We start from the raw sequence: 21,784 nt of genomic DNA on the forward strand, positions 1-21,784 counted from the left end.
ACGATCGACGCCGGTGATCCCGCGCGGCGCTCACGGCAGCCGGCGCCGGACGGCCGCCACGACCGGGCCGGGCAGTTCCCCGACGGCCCGCGCCACCCGCTGGAGGTCGGGCAGCCAGCCGCCGCGCACCGACGCGGCGGCCGGGTCCGGCGCGAACACCGTGCCGTCGTGCGGTGCGACCGGCCGGTCGGTCAGCCCGAGCAGTCGCATCAACGGCCCGACGAGGGCGTCGTAGACGCCCGGCAGCATGGTGAAGCCGACCCGCATGACCAGGTTGACCCGGCCCACCGACACCTCCCGGCGGGGCCGGTCGGCGCAGTCCACGATGGCCCGCGCCACCCGCTCCGGGGTGGTGACGGGCGGCGGGGGCCGGCCGGTCCGGCCGAGGTAGTTCGCGGCCCGCTGGTAGACCGGGGTGTCCACACTGCCCGGGTTGACGATGCAGACGTGCACCCCCGGGGTCTCCCGGGCCTCCTGTTGCAGGGTGCGGGTCAACCCCTGCAATCCCCACTTGCTCGCCACGTAGCCGCTCATGTAGGGCGCGGTGATGTGGCCGAGCACCGACCCGGTGAGGATCAGCGTTCCCCCGCCGTCCGCCGAGAAGCGGCGCAGCGCCACCCGGGCGACCGCGGCGGCGGCGAGCAGATCGGTGCGCACCACCTGCTCGAAGACCCGCTCCGGGGTCTCCTCGAACCGGCCGTACGCCATCACCGCCGCCGTGTGCACCCAGACGTCGATGCCGCCGAAGCGGTCGAGGGCCGCGTCGGCGAGCGCCGTCAGCGCGCCGTCGGCGGTGATGTCGGTGGGCACCTGGAGCACCTGCGCGCCCGCCGCCTGGCACTCGTCGCGCACCGCGGCGAGGGCGGCGGGGGAGCGGGCGGCGAGCACGAGGCGGTCCCCGCGTGCCGCGAAGGCCCGGGCCGCCGCCCGGCCGATCCCGCTGGTCGCGCCGGTCACGACCACCGTCCGGGTCACGGTGCGAGCACGACCTTGACGCAGCCGTCCTCCTTCTTCTGGAACATCTCGTACGCCTGCGGCGCCTCCACCAGCGGCACCCGGTGGGTCCGCAGGTCCTCCACGCCCAGCGGGTCGTCGTCGCCGGAGAGCAGCGGGATGATCTCGTCGGTCCACCGGCGCACGTGGCACTGCCCCATCCGCAGCTGGACGCCCCGGTCGAACATCTCCATCAGCGGCATCGGGTCGACCTCGCCGCCGTAGACGCCGGAGATGGAGACCGTGCCGCCCCGCCGGACGGCCTTGAGCGCGGCCTTGAGCACGACCAGCCGGTCGACGCCCGCCTTGTCGGTCATGGTCTGGGCGAGCTTGTCCGGCAGCAGCCCGGCGGCGGTCTGGGCGAGCTTGCCGAGGGGCGCGCCGTGGGCCTCCATGCCCACCGCGTCGATGACGGCGTCGGGGCCGCGCCCGTCGACGAGGTCGATCAGCGCGCTGGGCACGTCGTCCAGTTGGCTGACGTCGAGCACCTCGATGCCGTGCCGGCGGGCCATCGCCAACCGCTCCGGCACCAGGTCCAGCCCGATGACCCGGTCCGCGCCGAGGTGTCGGCCGATGCGGGCGCAGAGCTGGCCGACCGGCCCGAGCCCGAAGACGGCGAGGGTGCCGCCGCGTGGGGTGTCGGCGTACTTCACCGCCTGCCAGGCGGTCGGCAGGATGTCGGAGAGGTAGAGCCAACGCTCGTCGGGCCCGGTGTCGGGCACCTTGATCGGGCCGAACTGGGCGTGCGGCACCCGCAGGTACTCCGCCTGCCCGCCGGGCACCGAGCCGTAGAGCGACGTGTAGCCGAACAGCGCGGCGCCCTTGCCCTCGGCCGTCACCTGGGTGGTCTCGCACTGCGCGTACAGCTGCCGGTCGCACATCCAGCAGGAGCCGCAGGAGATGTTGAACGGCACCACCACCCGGTCGCCCGGCTTGAGCCGGGTCACCCCGGCGCCCACCTCCTCGACGATGCCCATCGGCTCGTGGCCGAGGACGTCGCCGGGCTTCAGGTACGGCCCGAGCACCTCGTACAGGTGCAGGTCGGAGCCGCAGATCGCGGTCGAGGTGATCCGGACGACGGCGTCGGTCGGCTCCTCGATCCGCGGATCGGGCACCTCCTCCACCCGTACGTCCCGCTTGCCCTGCCAGGTCAGTGCCTTCATGTCCCGTCGTCCCCTCCTCGTGCCGTCCCCGGGGTTGCTACCCGCCCCCGGCGACTTGAACCGGCGGCCCACCCGGCGGCGTTCACGTGGTGGTACCGCGCGCTGGGGCCGCGCCGCGCCTTCCGTTCGGCCCGCGAGGCCCGTCGGCCCTCCGAGCCAGGGCGTGTCGCGTGGGCGCTGTCGAGCTGCCCCGTGGGGTGGGGCGGCCCGTTGGGTGGCACAGGCGGCGCGTCGGTCGGGGAGTCGCCCGGCGGTTGGGTGGGCGGGAACCGAAGCCGAGCTGCCTCGTGGCGTGGGGCGGCCCGTTGAGTGGCGCAGGCGGTGCGTCGGTCGGGAAACCGCCCGGCGGGATGGGCGGGCGGGAACCGGGACATGGCGGCGCGGACCGCGACCCGTGGAGAGAGCGACCGGCCGGTGACGGACGGCGTGCGGGGACTGACGACGGCCGGCGAGCGTGGGGATGCGGGGAGCGTGCGGGTGCCGTCGGTACGGGGGACGTCCGCCCTCCACGTCGCGCGCCGCCGGTGACGGCCGGTCTCACGGACGGGGCAGCTCGACAGGGGCCGTCGAGGGACGTCACCCGGGGCGTGGCGTGGGGCCGACAGGGCGTACACCGGCTGACGGGGCCCCTACCGGAACGCGGGCGGGCCGCCACACCCGCGTGGGTGCGGCGGCCCGCCCGTCCAGTCCGCCCGGGTGTCGTCAGGCTGGTGTCCTCAGGCTGGTGTCCTCAGGAACCGGGGGTGTTGTCGCCCCGCTTCGAGGTGGCCATCAGGAAGTCGCGGTTGAGCCGGCCGATGGTGTTCAGCGGGATGCCCTTCGGGCAGACCACGGTGCACTCACCGGCGTTGGTGCAGCCGCCGAAGCCGGCCTCGTCGTGCGCGTCGACCATGCCGATGACCCGGGTGTAGCGCTCCGGCTGGCCCTGCGGCAGCAGCGAGAGCTGGGTGACCTTCGCGGCGGTGAAGAGCATGGCGGAGCCGTTCGGGCAGGCCGCCACGCAGGCACCGCAGCCGATGCACTCCGCCGCCTCGAAGGCGGCGTCCGCGTTGGCCTTGGCGACCGGGGTCGAGTGCGCCTCGGGGGCGCTGCCGGTCGGCGCGGTGATGTAGCCGCCGGCCGCGATGATCTTGTCGAAGGCGCCCCGGTTGACCACCAGGTCCTTGATGACCGGGAAGGCCCGGGCCCGCCACGGCTCGATGTCGATCGTCTCGCCGTCGGAGAACTGCCGCATGTGCAGCTGGCAGGCGGTGGTGCCGCGCTGCGGCCCGTGCGCGTCGCCGTTGATCATCAGGCCGCACATGCCGCAGATGCCCTCGCGACAGTCGTGGTCGAAGGCCACCGGCTCCTCGCCGGCGAGGATCAGCCGCTCGTTGAGGACGTCGAGCATCTCCAGGAACGACATGTCCGGGGAGACGTCGTCGACCTTGTAGGTCACCATCCGACCCTTGTCCTCGGGGCCGGACTGGCGCCAGATGCGCAGGGTCAGGTTCACTTGTAGCTCCGCTGCGTGGGGTGGACGTATTCGAAGTTCAGGTCTTCCTTGTGCAGCACCGAGGGCTCGCCGGTGGCGGTGAACTCCCAGGCCGCCACGTACGCGAAGCGGTCGTCGTCGCGCTCGGCCTCACCGTCGGGCGTCTGGTGCTCGGCCCGGAAGTGACCGCCGCAGGACTCCTCGCGGTGCAGGGCGTCGATGCACATCAGCTCCGCCAGCTCGAAGAAGTCGGCCACCCGGCCGGCCTTCTCCAGCGACTGGTTGAGCCCCTCGCCGGTGCCCGGCACCCGGACCCGCTGCCAGAACTGCTCGCGCAGGGCACGGATCTCGTCGATCGCCTTGCGCAGCCCGGCCTCGCTGCGCTCCATGCCGCAGTGCTCCCACATGATCTGGCCCAGCTCGCGGTGGAACGAGTCCACGGTCCGGTCGCCGTCGACGGCCAGCAGCCGCTGGATCCGGTCCTCGACGTCGGCGCGGGCCTGCACGGCCGCCGGGTGCGTGGCGTCGACCTTCTCGAACGGGCCGGACGCCAGGTAGTGGGCGACGGTGTTGGGCAGCACGAAGTAGCCGTCGGCCAGGCCCTGCATCAGCGCCGAGGCGCCGAGCCGGTTCGCGCCGTGGTCGGAGAAGTTGGCCTCGCCGATCACGAACAGGCCCGGGATGGACGACTGGAGGTCGTAGTCGACCCAGAGGCCGCCCATCGTGTAGTGCACGGCGGGGTAGATGCGCATCGGCACCTCGTACGGGTCCTCGCCGGTGATCCGCTCGTACATCTCGAAGAGGTTGCCGTACTTGGCCTCGATGGCCTTGCGGCCGAGCCGGTCGATCGCGTCGGAGAAGTCGAGGTAGACGCCGAGCCCCGTCTGGCCGACGCCGCGCCCCTCGTCGCAGACGTTCTTCGCGGCGCGCGACGCGATGTCGCGGGGGACGAGGTTGCCGAAGGAGGGGTAGATCCGCTCCAGGTAGTAGTCCCGCTCGTCCTCGGGGATCTCCCGCGGACTGCGGGTGTCGCCCTTGGTCCTGGGCACCCAGACCCGGCCGTCGTTGCGCAGCGACTCGCTCATCAGGGTCAGCTTCGACTGGTGGTCGCCGGAGACCGGGATGCAGGTCGGGTGGATCTGCGTGTAGCAGGGGTTGGCGAAGTACGCGCCCTTGCGGTGGGCCCGCCAGGTGGCGGTGACGTTGCAGCCCTTGGCGTTGGTGGAGAGGTAGAAGACGTTGCCGTAGCCGCCGGAGGCGAGCACGACGGCGTCCGCGAACTCGGTGGTGATCTCGCCGGTGACCATGTCCCGGACGACGATGCCGCGGGCCTTGCCGTCGACGACGATCAGCTCCAGCATCTCGTGCCGGGTGTTCATCTCCACGTTGCCGAGGCCGATCTGCCGCTCAAGCGCCTGGTACGCGCCGAGCAGCAGCTGCTGGCCCGTCTGGCCCCGGGCGTAGAAGGTGCGCTGCACCTGCGCGCCGCCGAAGGAGCGGGTGTCCAGCAGACCGCCGTATTCGCGGGCGAACGGGACGCCCTGGGCGACGCACTGGTCGATGATGTTGACCGAGACCTCGGCCAGCCGGTGCACGTTGGACTCCCGGGAGCGGAAGTCGCCGCCCTTGACGGTGTCGTAGAAGAGCCGGTGCACCGAGTCGCCGTCGTTGCGGTAGTTCTTGGCGGCGTTGATGCCGCCCTGCGCGGCGATGGAGTGCGCCCGGCGCGGGCTGTCCTGGTAGCAGTAGGTCTTGACCCGGTAGCCCTGCTCGCCCAGCGTGGCGGCGGCCGAACCGCCGGCCAGGCCGGTGCCGACCACGATCACGGTCATCTTGCGGCGGTTGGCCGGGTTGACCAGCTTGGCCTCGAAGCGGCGGCGTTCCCAGCGGGTCTCGATGGGGCCGTCGGGAGCCTTGGTGTCGGCGATCGGGTCGCCCTCGGTGTAGAGATCCATGTCAGGACACCAATCCGGTGAGTACGGCGAACGGGACCGCCAGGTAGCCGGCGCAGAGCACGACGGCGAAGCCCAGCGCCACGGCCCGGGCCCGCCGCTCGCCGCGCGGGCTCTGCTGGCCGAGGCTGCGCAGCGCGCTGAACAGGCCGTGCCGCAGGTGGAAGCCGAGGGTGACGACCGCCAGGGTGTAGAAGAGCGTGACGTACCAGCGCTCCGGGGCGAAGTCGGCCACCACGTTGGCGTACGGCCGGCTCGGGTCGCCGACCGGGTTCAGCGTGCCGGTGGTGAGGTCCAGGATGTGGTAGATCACGAAGAGCAGGATGATCACGCCGCCCCAGCGCATGGTGCGGGCCGCGTAGCTGCCCTGGACCTTCCTGCGGTGCGCGTACTGCACCGGGCGGGCGGCGCGGGCGCGCACGGCGAGGGCGGTCGCGGCCCAGATGTGGCCGAGCACCGACACCAGCAGGCCGACCCGCAGGATCCACAGGAACCACACGCCGGGCAGGATCGGGGCGCCGATCTCGCGCAGCCAGTGCGCGTAGTGGTCGAACGAGGTCGCCCCCGTGAAGATCTTCAGGTTGCCGAGCATGTGCGCGATGAGGAACAGCACCAGGATGATGCCCGTCACCGCCATGACGGCCTTCAGGCCGACGCTGGAGCGGATGGGCGACCGAGTTCTCGTGACTACCACGCGATCGACGCTAGGAGCACTTGATTCAGTCGTCCAATGCATCGAACTCGCAGTCTTCATAGCTATAGGCTATGTAGATGCAGCTCCATCAGCTGAAGTACTTCGTTGCGGTGGCAGAAGTACGACATTTCACCCAAGCCGCCGACATCGTGGGCATCACCCAGCCCTCGTTGAGTAAGCAAGTTCACGCCCTGGAGGACGGCCTCGGCGCCCCGCTGTTCGAGCGGGTAAGGGGCAACATCACCCTCACCGCGGCCGGTGAGGTGCTGCTGCCGCTGGCCAAGCGGATCCTCGCCGACGTCGACACCGCGACCCGCGAGGTGCAGGAGCTGGTCGGCCTGCGCCGTGGCCGGGTCCGGCTCGGCGCCACCCCCAGCCTCGCCACCTCGCTCGCGCCGCCCGTGCTGCGCCGCTTCCGCGACGCCCACCCCACCATCGACCTGCGGGTGGAGGAGAGCGGCTCGCAGGACCTGGTCCGCGGCCTGCTCCGCGGCGACCTCGACCTGGCACTGATCATCATGCCGGCCCAGGGCACCGACCCCGGGCTGCGCGCCGACCCCATCCTGCGGGAGAGCCTGGTGGTCGCCTCCGTCGAGGAGCTGTCCGTGGCCCCGGAGACCGGGCAGCTGCGCGTCGCGGACCTGCGCGACCAGCCGATGGTGATGTTCCGGGAGGGCTACGACCTGCGCGACGCCACCCTCCAGGCCTGCCGGGAGGCCGGCTTCGAGCCGACCATCGCCGTGGACGGCGGCGAGATGGACGCGGTGCTGAGCTTCGTCGAGGCCGGGCTGGGCGTCGCGCTGGTCCCCGGCATCGTGGTGGCCCGGCGCCCCGGCGTGCGCGTCACCCGGCTGGCCCCACCCGGCGTCCGGCGGACCATCGCGGTCGCCCGGCGCCGCGACGTGGTGCCCACCCACGCCGGCCGGGAGCTGCGCCGGATACTGCTGGACTACGTCCGCGACGCCACCACCGGCGGGGATCTGCCGCCGGGCGTCGAGCCCCTCTGACCCCGCCGGCACGCGCGCCCTGCCGCACTGGTTCCGCACCGCCGGGCCGCGCCGCTCCCAGGCCGCCGGGCCGCGCCGCTCCCACGCCGCCCGGACCGCGCCGGTCCCACGCCGCCCGGCCGCGCCGGCCGACGCCGTCAGGTGCGCACGACGGAAGACGACCGGGCCCCGCCGGCCCGCCTACGCTGCCCGCATGGCAACGGGCAGCGCCGTGGTGATCGGCGCGAGCATGGGCGGGCTGCTGACCGCCTGCGCACTCACCGAGGCGTACGAGCGGGTCACCCTCGTGGACCGTGACCTGCTGCCCGAGCAGGCGGAGAGCCGTCGGGGCGTACCGCAGGGGCGGCAGTTGCACGTCCTGCTGACCCGGGGCCGGCAGGCGTTCGAGGAGCTGCTGCCCGGGATCTCGGCGGAGCTGAGCGCGCGGGGCGTGCCCACGGTCGACCTGCACGAGCAGGTCCACTGGTACAACAACGGCCACCGGATGCGGCGCGCGCCGTCCCCGCTGTTCGCCCTCGGGGTCAGCCGGCCGCTGCTGGAGCAGGTCGTCCGGGAGCGGGTGTCCGCCCTGCCCGGGGTGCGGATCGTGGCGGGCTGCGAGGTGGAGGGGCTGACCACCACCCTCGACCGGGCACGGGTCACCGGCGTACGGCTGCGCCCCCGCGACGGGGACCCGACCACCGTCACCGCCGATCTCGTCGTCGACGCCGGCGGCCGGGGCACCCGCAGCCCGGTGTGGCTGGCCGAGCTGGGCTACCGGCCGGCGCCGGAGGAGCGGGTCAAGGTCGGCGTCACCTACCTCACCCGCACCTACCGGCGGGAGCCGCACCACCTGGAGGGGCTGCTCGGCGCGCTCACGAACGCCGTGCCCGGCCAGCCCCGGGGCGGCATCGTCGCCGTGCAGGAGCAGGGCCGGTTCGCGGTGGCGCTCAGCGGCATGCTCGGCGAGGAGCCGCCGGCCGACGACGAGGGGATGACCGCCTTCGCCGAGACCCTCGCCGCCCCGCAGATCGCCGACCTGCTGCGTACGGCGCGGCCGGAGAGCCCACCGGCGACGATGAAGTTCCCGGCCAGCGTGCGGCGGCGCTACGAGCGGCTGCGCCGCTTCCCGGCCGGCTACCTGGTGGTGGCCGACGCCGTGTGCAGCTTCAACCCGGTCTACGGGCAGGGCATGACGGTGGCCGCGCTGGAGGCCCTGTTGCTGCGCCGACTGCTGCGGCGGCCGTCCGACCGGCTCGCCCGGCGGTTCTTCCGGGGCGCGGCCCGGCTGATCGACGGGCCGTGGTCCATCGCGGTCGGCACCGACCTGCGCTTCCCCGAGGTGCCCGGCCGCCGCTCGCCGCGGGTACGCCTGGTCAACGCGTACGTGGGCCGGCTGCACGAGGCGGCGACCCGGGACCCGGCGCTGGGCGCGGCGTTCCTGCGGGTGGTGAACCTCGTCGACCCGCCGACGCGGCTGCTCTCCCCGCCGGTGCTGTTGCGGGTGCTGCGCGGGTCGCCCTACCGGCCCTCGGCCTCGTCCATCGCCCGGTAGATCCGCTGCTCCGACACCGGGTACGGAGTGCCCAGCGCCTGGGCGAAGACGTTCACCCGCAGCTCCTCGACCATCCAGCGGATCTGCCGGACGGCCGTCGACTGCCGGCGCCCCGGCGGCAGCGCGGCGAGCATCTCCTGGTACTCCTTCTGCACCACCGCGACCCGGTCCTGCTGCTGCTTGTCGCGCTGCGGGTTGCCCGGCAGCCGGTCCAGCCGCCGCTCGATCGCGGTGAGGTAGCGCAGCAGGTCGGGCAGGCGCGCGTACCCGGTCTCGGTGACGAAGCCCTTGTGCACCAGGCCGTTCAGCTGGGCCCGGATGTCGGCCAGCGCGGCCACCACCGCCAGGTTCCGGGTGGCGCCGAGGCGCTGCTCCACCGCGTACGCGGCGGCGAGCACCCGGCGCACCCGGTCCATGATCTCGACCACGGTGTCCACCAGGTCGGCCCGGACCTTGTCCCGCAGGGCGGCGAAGCCCTCGGCGTCCCAGGCCGGGCCGCCCGCGTCGCCGATCAGCTTGTCGATGGCCGCCCCGGCCGCGTCGGAGATCAGCTCCTGCACGCCGCCGTGCGGGTTGCGGCTCAGCGCCAGCTTCGCCTCGTTGGACAGCCGCCCCTGGAGGAACTTCGCCGGCGACGGCACGGTCAGCCGCAGCAGCCGCCGCGTGCCCGCCCAGTGCGCGGCCTCCTGCTCGGCGGGGGAGTCGAAGACCTTCACCCCGACGGTGTCGCCCTCGTCGACCAGGGCCGGGTACGCGGTCACCGCGTAGCCGGAACGGACCTGCTCGATGGTGCGAGGAAGATCGCCGATGCTCCACTCGCGCAGCCCGGTACGGGCCACGTCGGGTGCGGCGGCGGCCACGACCTGGCGTACCTCCGCCTTGAGCTGGCGTTGCAGGGCTGGCAGGTCCTTGCCCTCGGCGACCGGCTTGTTCTCCTCGTCGAGCACCCGGAAACGGACGCGCAGGTGCGGCGGCAGCTTCTCCGGCTCCCACGCGTCCCGGGGCACGGTGACGCCGGTCATCCGGCGCAGCTGCCGGGTCAGCGCGTCCAGCAGCGGCTCCTCACCGGCCGGCATCGCGGCGAGCGCCGCGCGGGCGTAGTCCGGCACCGGGACGAAGTTGCGGCGCACCGCCTTGGGCAGCGACCGGATGAGCGCGACGACGAGTTCCTCGCGCAGCCCGGGCACCTGCCAGTCGAAGCTCTCCGCCGGCACCTGGTTGAGCAGCGGCAGCGGGATGTCGACTGTCACGCCGTCGGTCGGGGTGCCCGGCTCGAACCGGTAGGTCAGCGGCAGGGTCACCCCGTCGGCGGACCACTCGTCGGGATAGTCGGCCTCGTCCACGCCGGTGCGGCCGGCGTTGACCAGCAGCTCCCGGGTGAAGGTGAGCAGGTCGGGCTGCTCCCGGCGGGTCTTCTTCCACCAGGCGTCGAAGTGCCGCCCGGAGACCACGTCGGCCGGGACGCGCGCGTCGTAGAAGTCGAAGACGGTCTGGTCGTCGACGAGGATGTCGCGGCGCCGGGCGCGGTGCTCCAGCTCCTCGATCTCCGCCAGCAGCCGCTGGTTGTCGCGCCAGAAGTGGTGGTGGGTCTGCCAGTCGCCCTCGACGAGGGCGTGCCGGATGAACAGCTCCCGGGACAGCGCCGGGTCGATCCGGCCGAAGTTGACCTTGCGTGAGGTGACCAGCGGGATGCCGTAGAGGGTCACCTTCTCGTAGGCCATCACGGCCGCCTGCTTCTTCTCCCAGTGCGGCTCGCTGTAGCTGCGCTTGACCAGGTGCTGGGCCAGCGGTTCGACCCACTCGGGTTCGACCCGGCCGGCGACCCGGCCCCAGAGGCGGGAGGTCTCCACCAGCTCGGCCGCCATCACCCAGCGCGGCGGCTTCTTGAACAGCGCCGAGCCGGGGAAGAGCGCGAACTTCGCGCCCCGGGCGCCCAGGTACTCGTGCTTCTGCGCGTCCTTGAGCCCGACGTGCGACAGCAGGCCGGGCAGCAGCGACTGGTGCACCTTCGGGGTGTCGATCTCCTCCGGCAGGTCCGCGCCGCCCCGGCGCCCGCCGCCGTCGCGCGTCGCTCGTCCCTCTTCGGGGGTACGCAGCACCTGGCGCAGTTGGCTGACGATGTCCTGCCACTCGCGTACGCGCAGGTAGTTGAGGTATTCGGCCTTGCACATCCGCCGGAACGCGCTGGACGACAGTTCGCGCTGCTGCTCGCGCAGGTGCCGCCACAGGTTGAGCAGCGACACGAAGTCCGACTCGCGGTCGGTGAACCGGGCGTGCGCCTGGTCGGCCTGGGCCTGCTTGTCGGCGGGCCGCTCGCGCGGGTCCTGGATGGACAGCGCGGCGGCGATCACCATCACCTCGGTGGCGCAGCCGTTGCGCTCGCCCTCGACGACCATCCGGGCCAGCCGCGGATCGACGGGGAGCTGGGCCAGCCGCCGGCCCAGCGGGGTGAGCCGCTTCGCCGGGTCTGCCTCGGCCGGGTCCAGCGCGCCGAGCTCGTGCAGCAGGTTGACGCCGTCGGCGACGTTGCGCCGGTCGGGCGGGTCGATGAACGGGAACGCGGCGACGTCGCCGAGCCCGATCGAGGTCATCTGGAGGATGACCGAGGCGAGGTTGGTGCGCAGGATCTCCGGGTCGGTGAACTCCGGGCGGGACAGGAAGTCCTGCTCGTCGTAGAGGCGGATGCAGATGCCGTCCGAGGTGCGCCCGCAGCGCCCCTTGCGCTGGTTGGCCGACGCCTGCGAGACCGGCTCGATCGGCAGCCGCTGCACCTTGAGCCGGCTGCTGTAGCGGGAGATGCGGGCCGTGCCCGGGTCCACCACGTACTTGATGCCGGGCACGGTGAGCGAGGTCTCCGCCACGTTGGTCGCGAGCACCACCCGGCGCCCGGCGTGCGGGGCGAAGACCCGGTGCTGCTCGGCGGTGGAGAGCCGGGCGTAGAGCGGCAGGATCTCGGTGCCGCGCAGCGCCGGCCTCTTCTCCACCAGCTTGCCCAGCGCGTCGGCGGTGTCGCGGATCTCCCGTTCGCCGCTGAGGAAGACCAGGACGTCGCCGGGGCCCTCGGCCGCCAGTTCCTCGACGGCGTCGCCGATGGCCTGGACCTGGTCGCGGACGTTCTCCTCGTCCTCCCCGTCGTCCTCGCCCTCGGCCACCTCGACCAGCGGCCGGTAGCGCACCTCGACCGGGTACGTGCGCCCGGAGACCTCGACCACCGGCGCCGGTACGCCGTCGGGCTCGTCCGCGGTGGGCGGGCCCGCGAAGTGCCGGGCGAAGCGCTCGGTCTCGATGGTCGCCGAGGTGATGATCACCTTGAGGTCGGGGCGGCGGGGGAGGAGCTGCCGGAGGTAGCCGAGGATGAAGTCGATGTTGAGGCTGCGCTCGTGCGCCTCGTCGATGATCAACGTGTCGTACTGGCGCAGCATCCGGTCGGTCTGCAACTCGGCGAGCAGGATGCCGTCGGTCATCAGCTTGACCAGGCTGCGGTCGCTCACCTGGTCGCTGAAGCGCACCTTGTAGCCGACCACGTCGCCCAGCTCGGTGCCGAGCTCCTCGGCGATCCGGTCCGCCACCGTACGCGCGGCCAGCCGGCGCGGCTGGGTGTGCCCGATCAGCCCGGTGATCCCGCGCCCCAGCTCCAGGCAGATCTTCGGCAGCTGGGTGGTCTTGCCGGAGCCGGTCTCGCCGGCCACGATCACCACCTGGTGGTCGCGGATCGCGGCGGCGATGTCGTCCTTGCGTTCGCTCACCGGCAGCTGGGCCGGATAGGTGACCACCGGCACGGCGGCCCGCCGCCCCGCCAGCACCGCCTCGGCCCGCGCCACGTCGGCGGCGATCTCCTCGAGCGCCGACTCCCGGCGCTGCGGGTCGCGCAGCCGGCGCACCCCGTCCAGGCGCCGTTGCAGGCGGCGCTGGTCGCGGAACATCAGGGGACGGAGGCGGCGGTGCAGCTCGCGGACGGGGTCGGTCGCGGCGGGTGCGGCTGGATTCTGCATGTCGTCGCCAAGGATAGGCAGCCGACGGCCGGACCGCCCCCGGGTTACCGCCGCCCCGCCCCGGGCCGCCCGCGCACACGCCCCTCGGCGGCGCCCGTCAGGGCAAGCGGGGCGGTGCCGCCTCGGACTAGAGTGGGGCGCCGACCGACCTTGGCCGCGGGGGATGGAATGACGATGCGGGACACCGACCGGGCCCTGGTGCAGGCCGCCACGGCGGTCGCCAAGCTGCGCTGCCGCAGCGACAACCACACGGTCGCCGCCGCCGCGCGGACCACCGACGGCCGGGTCTTCACCGGGGTCAACGTCTACCACTTCACCGGTGGGCCCTGCGCCGAGGTGGTCGCCGTCGGCGCCGCCGCCACCCAGGGCGTCACCGAGCTGGAGACGATCGTCGCCGTGGGCGACCGGGGGCGTGGGGTGATCCCGCCCTGCGGGCGCTGCCGGCAGGTGCTGCGCGACTACTTCCCCACCGTCCGGGTCATCGTCGGGCCGATGGACGCGCTGCGCGTGGTGCACGTCGCCGAGTTGCTGCCGGAGACGTACGTCTGGGCCGACCAGCAGCTCGACGGGCCCGCCGGCCCGCTCCCCGCGCCGCGACCGGCCGACTGACCTCCCGGGGCCGTCAGTCGCCGGCGGCGGCCGCCAGGATCGACCGGGGCAGCGGCACGCTCTCGAACCGCACGATGCCCTCCGGCACCATCCAGCTCATCACCTGCACGCCCAGTCGCCCGGCCCGCACGGCCGGGTCGTTGTGGTAGAGCTCTCGGGCCTCCTGCGGGGAGATGGAGAGCACGACGAACCCGCGCAGCCGCTCGTCGTCGGCGTCGACGAAGGGCCCCGCGGCCAGGACGAGCCCCTGTTCCACCAGCCCCGCGTGGTGGGCCAGGTGGGCGTCCTGCAACCGGTCGGCCGCGTCCAGCGGTAGCTGCGGCGCGTCCGTCGGCCGGCTCAGGAGCACCACGGTGTGCTGGTCGAATCGCATGCTGACAACCCTAGGGCGGCCGGGGCCGCCGCCCGACCGGATCCGGCGCTGTCCGCCCTGCTCAGCGCCGCCCGGATCGACGACGGCGAGTTAGGCCCGGCCAGGGCGTTCCGCTACGGTTAGGCGACCCTAAGCCCGAACGTGCAGGAGCCTCGTGACCACCCTCGCCACCCGCCCGGCACCTGCCGGCACCCGGCCCCGGGCGCGTGGGGGGCGTCGGCTCGCGGTCACGGTCGCCGCCGCGCTGGTGCTGCTGCTGGCCGTGCTGGCGAGCTTCGCGCTCGGCAGCCGGGCGCTGGCCGTCGACGAGGTGTGGCGCGCGCTGGTCGCCCCGGACGGCGGCGAGGCCGCCACGATCGTGCGGGAACTGCGGATGCCGCGCACCGCACTGGGCCTCGCCGTCGGGCTGGCGCTCGCCGTCGCCGGTGTCCTCTTCCAGGCCCTCACCCGCAACCCGCTGGCCGAACCGCGGATCCTCGGCATCAGCGCCGGCGCCTCGTTCGGCGTGGTGCTGGCCATCTCCGTCTTCGGCGTGGGCACGCTCGCCGGGTACGTCTGGTTCGGCATCGCCGGTGCGCTCGGGGCCGGCGTGCTGGTCTTCGCCGTCGCGGCCAAGGCCCGCGAGGGCGCCAGCCCGGTCACCCTCGCGCTGGTCGGCGCGGCCCTCGACGCCAGTCTCGCCTCCGTGGTGTACGCGCTGCTCAGCATGGACGCCCGCACCTTCGAGGAGTACCGCTTCTGGGTGGTCGGCGGGCTGACCGGCCGGGACCTCACGGTGGCCGCCCAGGTGGTGCCGTTCGTGCTCGCCGGGCTGGTCCTGGCCGCCCTCGTCGCGCGGGGCCTGGACGCGCTCGCCCTCGGCGACGACGTGGCCCGGGGCCTCGGGCACCGGATCGGGCTGGTCCGGATCGGCGGCGGCGTCGCCGCGGTGCTGCTCACCGGGGCGGCCGTCGCCGCCGCCGGGCCGATCGCGTTCGTGGGGCTCGCAGTGCCGCACCTGGCCCGCGCCCTGGTCGGCGCCGACCACCGGTGGACCCTCGCGGTCTCGGCGCTGCTCGGGCCCGCGCTGCTGCTCGGCGCCGACGTCGTCGGGCGGCTCGTCGCGCCGCCCGGGGAGGTGCCCGCGGGCATCGTCACCGCGCTGATCGGCGCCCCGCTGCTGGCCTTCCTGGTCCGCCGCGCGAAGGTCGTGACGGCGTGAGCGCCCCCGCCGCCCCCGCCGCCGGGCGGCCGGCGGGCCGTCCCCGGGTGGGCGTCACCGCGCTGCCGGGGCGGTCGCTCGTGCGGGTCGGCCCGGTCAGCGTGCAGGTCCGCCGCCGCTCCGTGCTGGTCGCCGCCGCGCTTGTCGTGCTGCTGCTCGCCGCGGGGGTGCTCAGCCTCTCCCTGGGCACCCCGTACGTCGCCCCGGCCGACGTGCTGCGCGCCCTCTCCGGCGCCGGCACCCCGTACGACCTGGTGGTCCTCGACCTGCGACTGCCCCGGCTGGTGCTGGCCGCGGTGGCCGGCGCGGCCTTCGGGGTGGCCGGCACGCTGATCCAGAGCGTGGCCCGCAACCCGCTCGCCAGCCCCGACGTCGTCGGCATCACCCAGGGCGCCGGCCTCGCCGCGACGGTGGCCCTGACGACCGGCGCCGCGGCGGTGCTCGTGGCCCCGGCGGCGCTGCTCGGCGGGCTGGTCGCCGCCGCGCTGCTGTTCCTTCTCGGCGCCCGGCACGGGCTGGCCGCCCAGCGGTTCGTGCTCGCCGGCGTGGCGGTCGCCTTCGCGCTGCGGGCCCTGACCGAGGTCGTCCTGCTCACCGCCGACCCGATCGACGGGCTGCGCGCGCAGATCTGGCTGATCGGCACGCTCGCCGGCAAGGGCTGGAACGAGAGCCTGTGGATCGCCCTCACCCTGGCCGCGCTCCTGCCGGTGCTGGCCTGGGCCGGCTGGGCGCTGAACAGCACCGCCCTGGACGACGACACTGCCCGGGGGATCGGCCTGCGCCCGGTGGCCCGCCGGGTCGGCCTCGCCGGCACGGGGGTGCTGGCCGCCGCGATGGTCACCGCGCAGGTGGGCGCGGTGGACTTCGTGGCCCTCGTCGCCCCGCAGCTGGCCCGGCGGCTGGTCCGCGCCGAGCGCCCGCCGCTGCTGTGCGCCGCGTTGCTCGGGGCCCTGCTGCTGGTGCTCGCCGACCTGGGTGGCCGGCGGCTGTTCGCCCCCACCCAGCTGCCCGCCGGGGTGCTGACCGCCGCCATTGGTGGCCCGTACCTGATCTTCCTGCTGCTCCGCGGCCGGCGGCGGCCCTCGTGATGTCCCACCCTGGCAAGGAGGCGTGATGCTCTCCACCCGCGACCTGGTCGCCGGCTACGACGAGCGGACCGTGCTGGACGGGCTCGACCTGGAGCTGCCCGGCGACGCGTTCACGGTGATCGTCGGGCCGAACGCCTGCGGCAAGTCCACCCTGCTGCGCACCATCGCCCGCCTGCTCACGCCCCGGCGCGGCGCCGTACTGCTGGACGGCACCGCCATCCGGGACCTGCCGACCCGCGAGGTCGCCCGCCGCCTCGGCGTGCTGCCGCAGAGCCCGCTGGTGCCCGAGGGGGTGACCGTCGCCGACCTGGTCGGTCGGGGCCGGCAGCCGTACCAGCGGTGGTGGCGGCAGTGGTCGGAGTCCGACGGGGCCGCCGTCGACCGGGCCATGGCGCTCGCCGACGTGACGGCGCTGGCGGACCGGCCGGTCGACACCCTCTCCGGGGGCCAGCGGCAGCGTGTCTGGATCGCCATGACCCTCGCCCAGGACACCGAGGCGCTGCTGCTGGACGAGCCCACCACCTTCCTCGACCTCGCCCACCAGGTGGAGGTGCTGGACCTGCTGCACCGGCTGCGCGTCGAGCGGGGCCGGACGGTCGTCGCCGTACTGCACGACCTCAACCAGGCCGCCCGGTACGCCGACCACCTGATCGCCATGCGCTCCGGTGCCGTGGTGGCCGCCGGGCCGCCCCGGGAGATCCTCACCGCCGACCTGGTCCGGGACGTCTTCGGCCTCGACTGCGTGGTCGTGCCCTGCCCGGTGACCGGGGCGCCCCTGGTGGTGCCCGCGCTCACCAGTCCCTCCCTGACCCGCCTGCCCGTCGGGAACGCGGCGACGCCGCTGACCGGCTCGCACCCTTCGAAAGGAATCTGATGCGTCGTCTCGCCGCCGCCCTCACCGCGGCGCTGGCCCTCGGCGTCGCTCTCACCGCCTGCGGTGAGAGCGACCCGGTCGCCGACACCACCACCGGACAGACCCGGGAGATCGTCCACGCCATGGGCACCACCAAGGTGCCGGTGGAGCCCAAGCGGGTCGTCGTGCTCGACACAGACAAGATCGACACAGCCCTGACACTCGGCGTCACACCGGTCGGCGCCGCCACCGCCGGCGAGGCGAAGAGCTGGCCGACCTACTTCGGCGAGGAGAAGCTCGCCGGCATCAAGGAGGTCGGGGTGCTCACCGAGCCCGACCTGGAGGCCATCAACGCCCTCAAGCCGGACCTGATCCTGGGCAGCAAGTTCCGCCAGGAGAAGTTCTACGACGAGCTGGCCGCCATCGCGCCGACCGTCTTCACCGAGAAGGTCGGCATCACCTGGAAGGAGAACTTCCTCTTCGACGGCGCGGCGCTCGGCAAGGAGCAGCAGGCCAAGGACCTGCTGGCCGCGTACGAGACGCGGGCCAGGGAGTTCGGCGGCAAGCTCGGCGACGCGGCCGACCGCAAGGTCTCCATCGTCCGCTTCATGCCGACCGAGATCCGGGTGTACGGGCCGGACTCGTTCTCCGGCATCGTCATCGGCGACACCGGCCTGGGCCGCCCCGAGCGCCAGCAGCTCACCGGCAAGGAGGACCGGCGGATGGACCGGGTCAGCCCGGAGCGGATCGGCGAGGTCGACGGCGACGTCATCTTCGTCACCGCGTACGGCGAGAAGGCCGCCGCCGAGCAGGCCAAGGTCACCGGCGGGACGCTCTGGAAGGGGCTGTCGGCGGTCAAGGCCGGCAAGTCGCACGTCGTCTCCGACGAGATCTGGATGACCGGCATCGGCATCGGCGCCGCCAACAAGATCCTCGACGACCTGGCGAAGTACCTCACCGCCTGACCCGTGTCGCGCGCGGCAGCCGCTACGGCTGCCGCGCGTCGCCCGTCACGGACTCGCCGGCGGCGCGCCGCAGCGAGCGGTACCGGGAGAGGTTCTCGCGGGCCGGCCCGCCCTGCCGGACCCGCTCGGCCGGGTGCACCGCCGGCTGGTCCGGCACCCGGGGCGTCTCCCCGTGCTGCGTGAGGAGGTCCTCGGTCTCCTGGACCAGGTAGTGCGGCCGACGCTTGGTCTCGTAGTAGATCCGGCCGATGTACTCCCCGATCACGCCCAGGATCGTCATCTGGATGCCGCCGAGACCGATCACGCTGACGATGATGGTGGTGTAGCCGGGAACGTCGATTCCCTTGCTGACGGCGTCGGCGACCACCCAGGCCATGTAGACCACCGCGATCAGGGTGAGGAACAGGCCGCCGTAGATCGCCAGCCGCAGCGGCCGGTTGTTGAACGACAGCAGCCCGTCGAACGCGTAGTTGAACAGCTTGCCGAACGTCCACCTGCTCCGGCCCGCCTGCCGGGTCTCGTTGCGGTGCGCGACCACCACCGTGCGGAAGCCGATCCAGGAGAACAGCCCCTTGGAGAAGCGGTTGTACTCCGGCATCGCCAGCACCGCGTCCACCGCCAGCCGGGACAGCAGCCGGAAGTCGCCCGCCCCGTCCAGCAGTCGCACGTCGATCCACCAGTTGACCACCCGGTAGAAGGACCGCGAGGCCAGCATCCGGACGAGGCGGTCACCGCGCCGGTCCCGGCGCGCGATGACCTGGTCGAAACCCTGCCGGTACAACGCGACCATGTCGGGCAACAGCCGGGGCGGGTGCTGGAGGTCGGCGTCCATGATGACCACCGCGTCCCCCGTGGCCCGCTCCAGCCCGGCCAGCATCGCCGCCTCCTTGCCGAAGTTGCGGCTCAGCGACGTGTAGCGCACGGCGGGATCGGCGGCGGCGAGCCGACGCAGCGCCACGAGGGTGCCGTCGGAGCTGCCGTCGTCGACGTAGACCACCTCGATCTCGACGTCGGTCAGCTCCGCGACCGCGGCGGTCACCGCCGTGTGCAGGCGCTCCACCGAGGCCTCCTCGTTGAAGCAGGGCACCACCAGAGACAGGCGCACCTGCGTCACCCCGCCCGGCCGGCGCCCGAGGACGCCCGCCCCGCGCCGCCCCGCTCAGAGGCGGTAGACCAGCACACCATCGATCTCCTCCCGGGTGATGCCGAGCCCGTCGATCGGCCGGTCCGCGATGCCCTCCCAGGGCGTCCCGGCGGTCCAGCCCGGCAGGGCCACCACGGACCGCACCCCGATGCCGCGCAGGTACGCGACGCTGCCCGCGTCGGGGAAGGTGGCCGTCGCGACCCGGGTCTGCGCCTGGGTCACCGGCTCGAACCCGCCCAGCCCGTTCGTGACCCGGGGGAACCCGTCCGTCGTCCACAACATGAAGATCAGGTCGACCGCGCCGCCGGCGGGCAGCACCAGCATCGGGTCCGCCGCCGTACGCATCGCGGCCGGCGGCGTCGGCACCACCGGATGCGGCGTCCGGTTGACCCCCTCCAGCCCGACCAGGGCCAGCGGCACCAGCAGGAGCACCGGTGCCAGGAGCCTGGCCCAGCCCCGGGACGACCAGCGCCGCACCGCCGTGGCGAACACCGTCACCGTGCCGGCCGCCAGCACCGCCAGCAGCAGGCTCGTCCAGTGCATCATCCGGCCCGGCGTCCGCAGCGCGTCCCAGCCCGGCAGGTGCTTCGACAGCGTCAGGTAGCCCGGATCGCCGTCGCCGCCGAGGGTGACGCCCAGGCCCAGCAGCACCGTGCCGAGCACGCCGAGCGCCAACGCGACCCGGCGCCGGGCCGGGTAGACCGAGACGAACAGCCCCGCCGCGGCCAACGCGAGCAGGACCATCCCGGGCAGCAGCGCCATCTCCGGCGGCCAGGACAGCTGTTCCCGCGCCGCCGCGTGCCGCTCGCCCCACCACCACGAGTCCGCCGGGGCGGTGACGAAGCCGATCAGCGGCGGCGAGAACATCTCCGTCCAGGCCAACGACCGTTCGGCCTGCGGGTTGAGGTCGACGACCTTCAGGTAGACCAGGCCCAGCAGGAGCGTCACCGCGCCGAAGACGGCGCCACCGGCCACGTCGGCGACCAGCAGCCGCCGGCCGAACGCGGGTCGTCGCCCGCGCCGCCACCACGACCAGCCGTAGCCGCCGGCCCCGACCAGCACCGCGGCCAGCAGGAAGTAGACCAGTGGCAGCCCGATGCCGAAGCCCAGACTGATCTGCCAGGCGGCGACGAGCCATCCCGCGAAGGCCCAGCCCGGTCGCCGCCGCTCCGGCCGGTAGCCGTGCCGCAGCGACCAGCCGTGGCCGCGCGCCAGCATCGCCAGGCACAACGCGATCCCGCCGCTGGACAGGATGTTCAGGTGGCCGGAGTGCGCCAGCCGCCAGGGCGCGTACGCCCACGCGATCCCGGCGACCGCCCCGCCCAGCCGGCCCGCCCCGAGCTGCCGGGCCAGCGCGTACGCCCCGATGAAGGCCAACGCGTGCACCAGCACGTACATCACGTTGTAGCGGACCAGGGCGGCCTCGAAGCCCGAGCCGAGCATCCCGAACGGGGCGTAGCCGAGCAGGGTGTCGCTGTAGGCGTACGTGTAGGTCTCGGGGAAGAACGTGTTCGAGTGCCAGAGACCGGTCGGGTTGTTGAGCACGGCGTGCCCGGCCCAGGCCATCTGCCACGACTGCAACGTGGGGTCGCCGATGTCGCCGGGGATGGTGCTCGCCGGATGTCGCATCGTCGGCCAGGTCAGCACCACCGCCAGCAGCAGCCCGCCGAGCACCGCCAGCGTCCATTCGTGGCGCAGCCAGCCCCACCGGTCCCGTCGGCCGGGGTCCCCGGGGTCGGGAGCCTGGTCGTGGTCGGCGATTTCGGCGGACGGTTGGGCGTCCGTGGACCCGGTGGTCATGAAGATAGATGATTCACGATGGTGGCCGCCGTGTCGATCCGCCGCCCGGGATATGGGCTTCCGGGCGGGTCGGTCGAGCCGCCCGGCCCGGCCACGTCGGCCGGACCGGGCGAGCGGGATCGGGTGGGTGGTGGGCAGGGATCAGGCGGCGGTGGCCCAGATGGCCCGGAAGGCCGCCGCCTCGCCGGCCAGCCAGCGCTCGATCTGCTCCGGGCGGGCGTCGGCGGGCATGCGGTGGGCCTCGCCACGGCGGACGTCGACCAGGACCGGCTCGGCGTGCGGGAGCACCGCGTCCATGTGCCGGGCCATCAGGTGCAGGGTGGCGAGCGTCGCCTCCTCGCTGGGCGGCGCCTCGTCGAAGTGCAGTCGGACGGCCTCGACGCGACCGTCGGCGTGCCGTACGCCGAACTGGGGGTTGACCTTGACGGGCAGGTCGCCCAGCATCGCGAGCGCGTCGCGGGTCTGGGCGAGGTCGACGGCCCTCGGCTCGCCGAGGGAGCGCAGCCAGGTCGTCGCGCCGGGGACGAGGGCCTGGTAGAGCGGTCGCCAGCGGGGCTTGACCACGTCGACCACCTGGTCGAGGTGGGTGCCGCCGGTGTGGAAGGCGATGTCGGCCTTGAGCGCCTTGACGAACTGGCCGTGCGGGTTGAAGCCGGAGCGGCTGGCCCGCTGCTTGCGCAGGCCCCCGACGAAGGTGGCCTTGGTCGGGCCGGTGCGGTCGACGTAGCGGGTGAAGCCGAGCAGGGTGGCGTAGGGGGTGGGTGGGGCGGAGGCGGGCGTGGTCACGGGCGTCCTCCCAGGTCAGGACCTCGATTAGTACACACATTCTAATCGACAGGTGTGACATCTCCCAGGGTTCGCGGGGACTGTCTCGCCCGGTCCGCCGACGGCCGACCGGCACCGGCTGATCGAGGCGCGGGGGAGCCGGGACACGCGGGGAGG

General features: G+C 73.7%; 17 protein-coding genes. 7 read left to right on the plus strand and 10 right to left on the minus strand.

The features are described 5' to 3' along the window. Nucleotides 1-30 precede the first annotated feature (30 nt). The 5 genes from ACN27A_RS31615 to ACN27A_RS31635 form a co-directional block, all read right to left on the minus strand. The gene (locus tag ACN27A_RS31615; protein WP_421458119.1) at nucleotides 31-975 is read right to left on the minus strand and encodes an SDR family NAD(P)-dependent oxidoreductase; all 945 of its coding nucleotides are present in this window, start codon (nucleotides 973-975) and stop codon (nucleotides 31-33) included. Further along, nucleotides 972-2,156: a zinc-dependent alcohol dehydrogenase gene (locus ACN27A_RS31620; RefSeq protein WP_421458120.1), complete on the minus strand. Its 1,185-nt coding sequence runs from the start codon at nucleotides 2,154-2,156 to the stop codon at nucleotides 972-974. Before ACN27A_RS31620 ends, ACN27A_RS31615 begins: the two co-directional genes overlap by 4 nt. Nucleotides 2,157-2,886: 730 nt before the next feature. Next, complete coding sequence (locus ACN27A_RS31625) at nucleotides 2,887-3,651, minus strand: succinate dehydrogenase/fumarate reductase iron-sulfur subunit (RefSeq protein WP_132235856.1); 765 nt, start codon at nucleotides 3,649-3,651, stop codon at nucleotides 2,887-2,889. Continuing rightward, nucleotides 3,648-5,585, minus strand: a complete 1,938-nt coding sequence (locus tag ACN27A_RS31630; protein WP_151456381.1) for a fumarate reductase/succinate dehydrogenase flavoprotein subunit — start codon at nucleotides 5,583-5,585, stop codon at nucleotides 3,648-3,650. Before ACN27A_RS31630 ends, ACN27A_RS31625 begins: the two co-directional genes overlap by 4 nt. Nucleotide 5,586: 1 nt before the next feature. After that, nucleotides 5,587-6,276 (minus strand): succinate dehydrogenase cytochrome b subunit, encoded by a 690-nt coding sequence (locus ACN27A_RS31635; RefSeq protein ID WP_421458121.1) that lies wholly within the window; start codon nucleotides 6,274-6,276, stop codon nucleotides 5,587-5,589. A 77-nt stretch (nucleotides 6,277-6,353) separates the two neighbouring features. Here ACN27A_RS31635 and ACN27A_RS31640 point away from each other — a divergent pair, with 77 nt between their 5' ends. Then, on the plus strand, nucleotides 6,354-7,283 hold the full coding sequence (locus tag ACN27A_RS31640) for a LysR family transcriptional regulator (RefSeq protein WP_421458122.1): 930 nt from the start codon (nucleotides 6,354-6,356) through the stop codon (nucleotides 7,281-7,283). Between the two features lie 193 nt (nucleotides 7,284-7,476). Beyond that, nucleotides 7,477-8,817 carry an FAD-dependent oxidoreductase gene (locus ACN27A_RS31645; protein ID WP_421458123.1) on the plus strand — a complete coding sequence of 447 codons (1,341 nt, stop codon included), beginning with the start codon at nucleotides 7,477-7,479 and terminating at the stop codon, nucleotides 8,815-8,817. Here ACN27A_RS31645 and hrpA read toward each other — a convergent pair. Further along, nucleotides 8,784-12,809: an ATP-dependent RNA helicase HrpA gene (hrpA, locus tag ACN27A_RS31650; RefSeq protein WP_421458124.1), complete on the minus strand. Its 4,026-nt coding sequence runs from the start codon at nucleotides 12,807-12,809 to the stop codon at nucleotides 8,784-8,786. The two genes, ACN27A_RS31645 and hrpA, sit on opposite strands and share 34 nt — an antisense overlap. Before the next feature lie 174 nt (nucleotides 12,810-12,983). On the opposite strand from hrpA, the gene ACN27A_RS31655 reads away from it, so the two are divergent. Further along, nucleotides 12,984-13,418: a cytidine deaminase gene (locus ACN27A_RS31655; protein WP_366639046.1), complete on the plus strand. Its 435-nt coding sequence runs from the start codon at nucleotides 12,984-12,986 to the stop codon at nucleotides 13,416-13,418. Between the two features lie 13 nt (nucleotides 13,419-13,431). On the opposite strand, the gene ACN27A_RS31660 is transcribed toward ACN27A_RS31655, so the two are convergent. Next, nucleotides 13,432-13,791, minus strand: a complete 360-nt coding sequence (locus tag ACN27A_RS31660) for a YciI family protein (protein WP_311412870.1) — start codon at nucleotides 13,789-13,791, stop codon at nucleotides 13,432-13,434. 154 nt (nucleotides 13,792-13,945) lie between these two features. Here ACN27A_RS31660 and ACN27A_RS31665 point away from each other — a divergent pair, with 154 nt between their 5' ends. The 4 genes from ACN27A_RS31665 to ACN27A_RS31680 are packed head-to-tail and all read left to right on the plus strand — an operon-like array spanning nucleotide 13,946 to nucleotide 17,898. Then, nucleotides 13,946-14,992, plus strand: a complete 1,047-nt coding sequence (locus ACN27A_RS31665; RefSeq protein WP_421458125.1) for a FecCD family ABC transporter permease — start codon at nucleotides 13,946-13,948, stop codon at nucleotides 14,990-14,992. Continuing rightward, nucleotides 14,989-16,080 (plus strand): FecCD family ABC transporter permease, encoded by a 1,092-nt coding sequence (locus ACN27A_RS31670; RefSeq protein ID WP_421458126.1) that lies wholly within the window; start codon nucleotides 14,989-14,991, stop codon nucleotides 16,078-16,080. Before ACN27A_RS31665 ends, ACN27A_RS31670 begins: the two co-directional genes overlap by 4 nt. A 25-nt stretch (nucleotides 16,081-16,105) precedes the next feature. Further along, nucleotides 16,106-16,954, plus strand: coding sequence for an ABC transporter ATP-binding protein (locus tag ACN27A_RS31675; protein ID WP_421458127.1), 849 nt, complete (start codon nucleotides 16,106-16,108; stop codon nucleotides 16,952-16,954). Beyond that, nucleotides 16,954-17,898 (plus strand): ABC transporter substrate-binding protein, encoded by a 945-nt coding sequence (locus tag ACN27A_RS31680; protein ID WP_421458128.1) that lies wholly within the window; start codon nucleotides 16,954-16,956, stop codon nucleotides 17,896-17,898. The genes ACN27A_RS31675 and ACN27A_RS31680 overlap by 1 nt, the downstream gene beginning before the upstream one ends. 22 nt (nucleotides 17,899-17,920) lie before the next feature. Here the strand turns inward: ACN27A_RS31680 and ACN27A_RS31685 are convergent, their stop codons facing one another. The 3 genes from ACN27A_RS31685 to ACN27A_RS31695 all read right to left on the minus strand — a co-directional run bounded on the left by ACN27A_RS31685 (nucleotide 17,921) and on the right by ACN27A_RS31695 (nucleotide 21,628). Next, entirely contained in the window at nucleotides 17,921-19,012 is a 1,092-nt protein-coding gene (locus ACN27A_RS31685) for a glycosyltransferase family 2 protein (RefSeq protein ID WP_421458129.1), read from the minus strand. Between the two features lie 45 nt (nucleotides 19,013-19,057). Then, complete coding sequence (locus tag ACN27A_RS31690) at nucleotides 19,058-20,842, minus strand: hypothetical protein (RefSeq protein WP_421458130.1); 1,785 nt, start codon at nucleotides 20,840-20,842, stop codon at nucleotides 19,058-19,060. A 141-nt stretch (nucleotides 20,843-20,983) separates the two neighbouring features. Continuing rightward, nucleotides 20,984-21,628, minus strand: a complete 645-nt coding sequence (locus ACN27A_RS31695; protein WP_132235878.1) for a hypothetical protein — start codon at nucleotides 21,626-21,628, stop codon at nucleotides 20,984-20,986. Nucleotides 21,629-21,784 lie beyond the last annotated feature (156 nt).

It is taken from the genome of Micromonospora sp. WMMD737, from assembly GCF_049179055.1.
Taxonomy (GTDB): domain Bacteria; phylum Actinomycetota; class Actinomycetes; order Mycobacteriales; family Micromonosporaceae; genus Micromonospora; species Micromonospora reichwaldensis.

Bases quoted from the DNA above. Each gene is read 5' to 3' on its own strand.
- ACN27A_RS31620 (WP_421458120.1), bottom strand. From the start codon at position 2,156: ATGAAGGCACTGACCTGGCAGGGCAAGCGGGACGTACGGGTGGAGGAG.
- ACN27A_RS31630 (WP_151456381.1), bottom strand. From the start codon at position 5,585: ATGGATCTCTACACCGAGGGCGACCCGATCGCCGACACCAAGGCTCCC.
- ACN27A_RS31640 (WP_421458122.1), top strand. From the start codon at position 6,354: ATGCAGCTCCATCAGCTGAAGTACTTCGTTGCGGTGGCAGAAGTACGA.
- ACN27A_RS31645 (WP_421458123.1), top strand. From the start codon at position 7,477: ATGGCAACGGGCAGCGCCGTGGTGATCGGCGCGAGCATGGGCGGGCTG.
- hrpA (WP_421458124.1), bottom strand. From the start codon at position 12,809: ATGCAGAATCCAGCCGCACCCGCCGCGACCGACCCCGTCCGCGAGCTG.
- ACN27A_RS31655 (WP_366639046.1), top strand. From the start codon at position 12,984: ATGCGGGACACCGACCGGGCCCTGGTGCAGGCCGCCACGGCGGTCGCC.
- ACN27A_RS31660 (WP_311412870.1), bottom strand. From the start codon at position 13,791: ATGCGATTCGACCAGCACACCGTGGTGCTCCTGAGCCGGCCGACGGAC.
- ACN27A_RS31675 (WP_421458127.1), top strand. From the start codon at position 16,106: ATGCTCTCCACCCGCGACCTGGTCGCCGGCTACGACGAGCGGACCGTG.
- ACN27A_RS31680 (WP_421458128.1), top strand. From the start codon at position 16,954: ATGCGTCGTCTCGCCGCCGCCCTCACCGCGGCGCTGGCCCTCGGCGTC.
- ACN27A_RS31690 (WP_421458130.1), bottom strand. From the start codon at position 20,842: ATGACCACCGGGTCCACGGACGCCCAACCGTCCGCCGAAATCGCCGAC.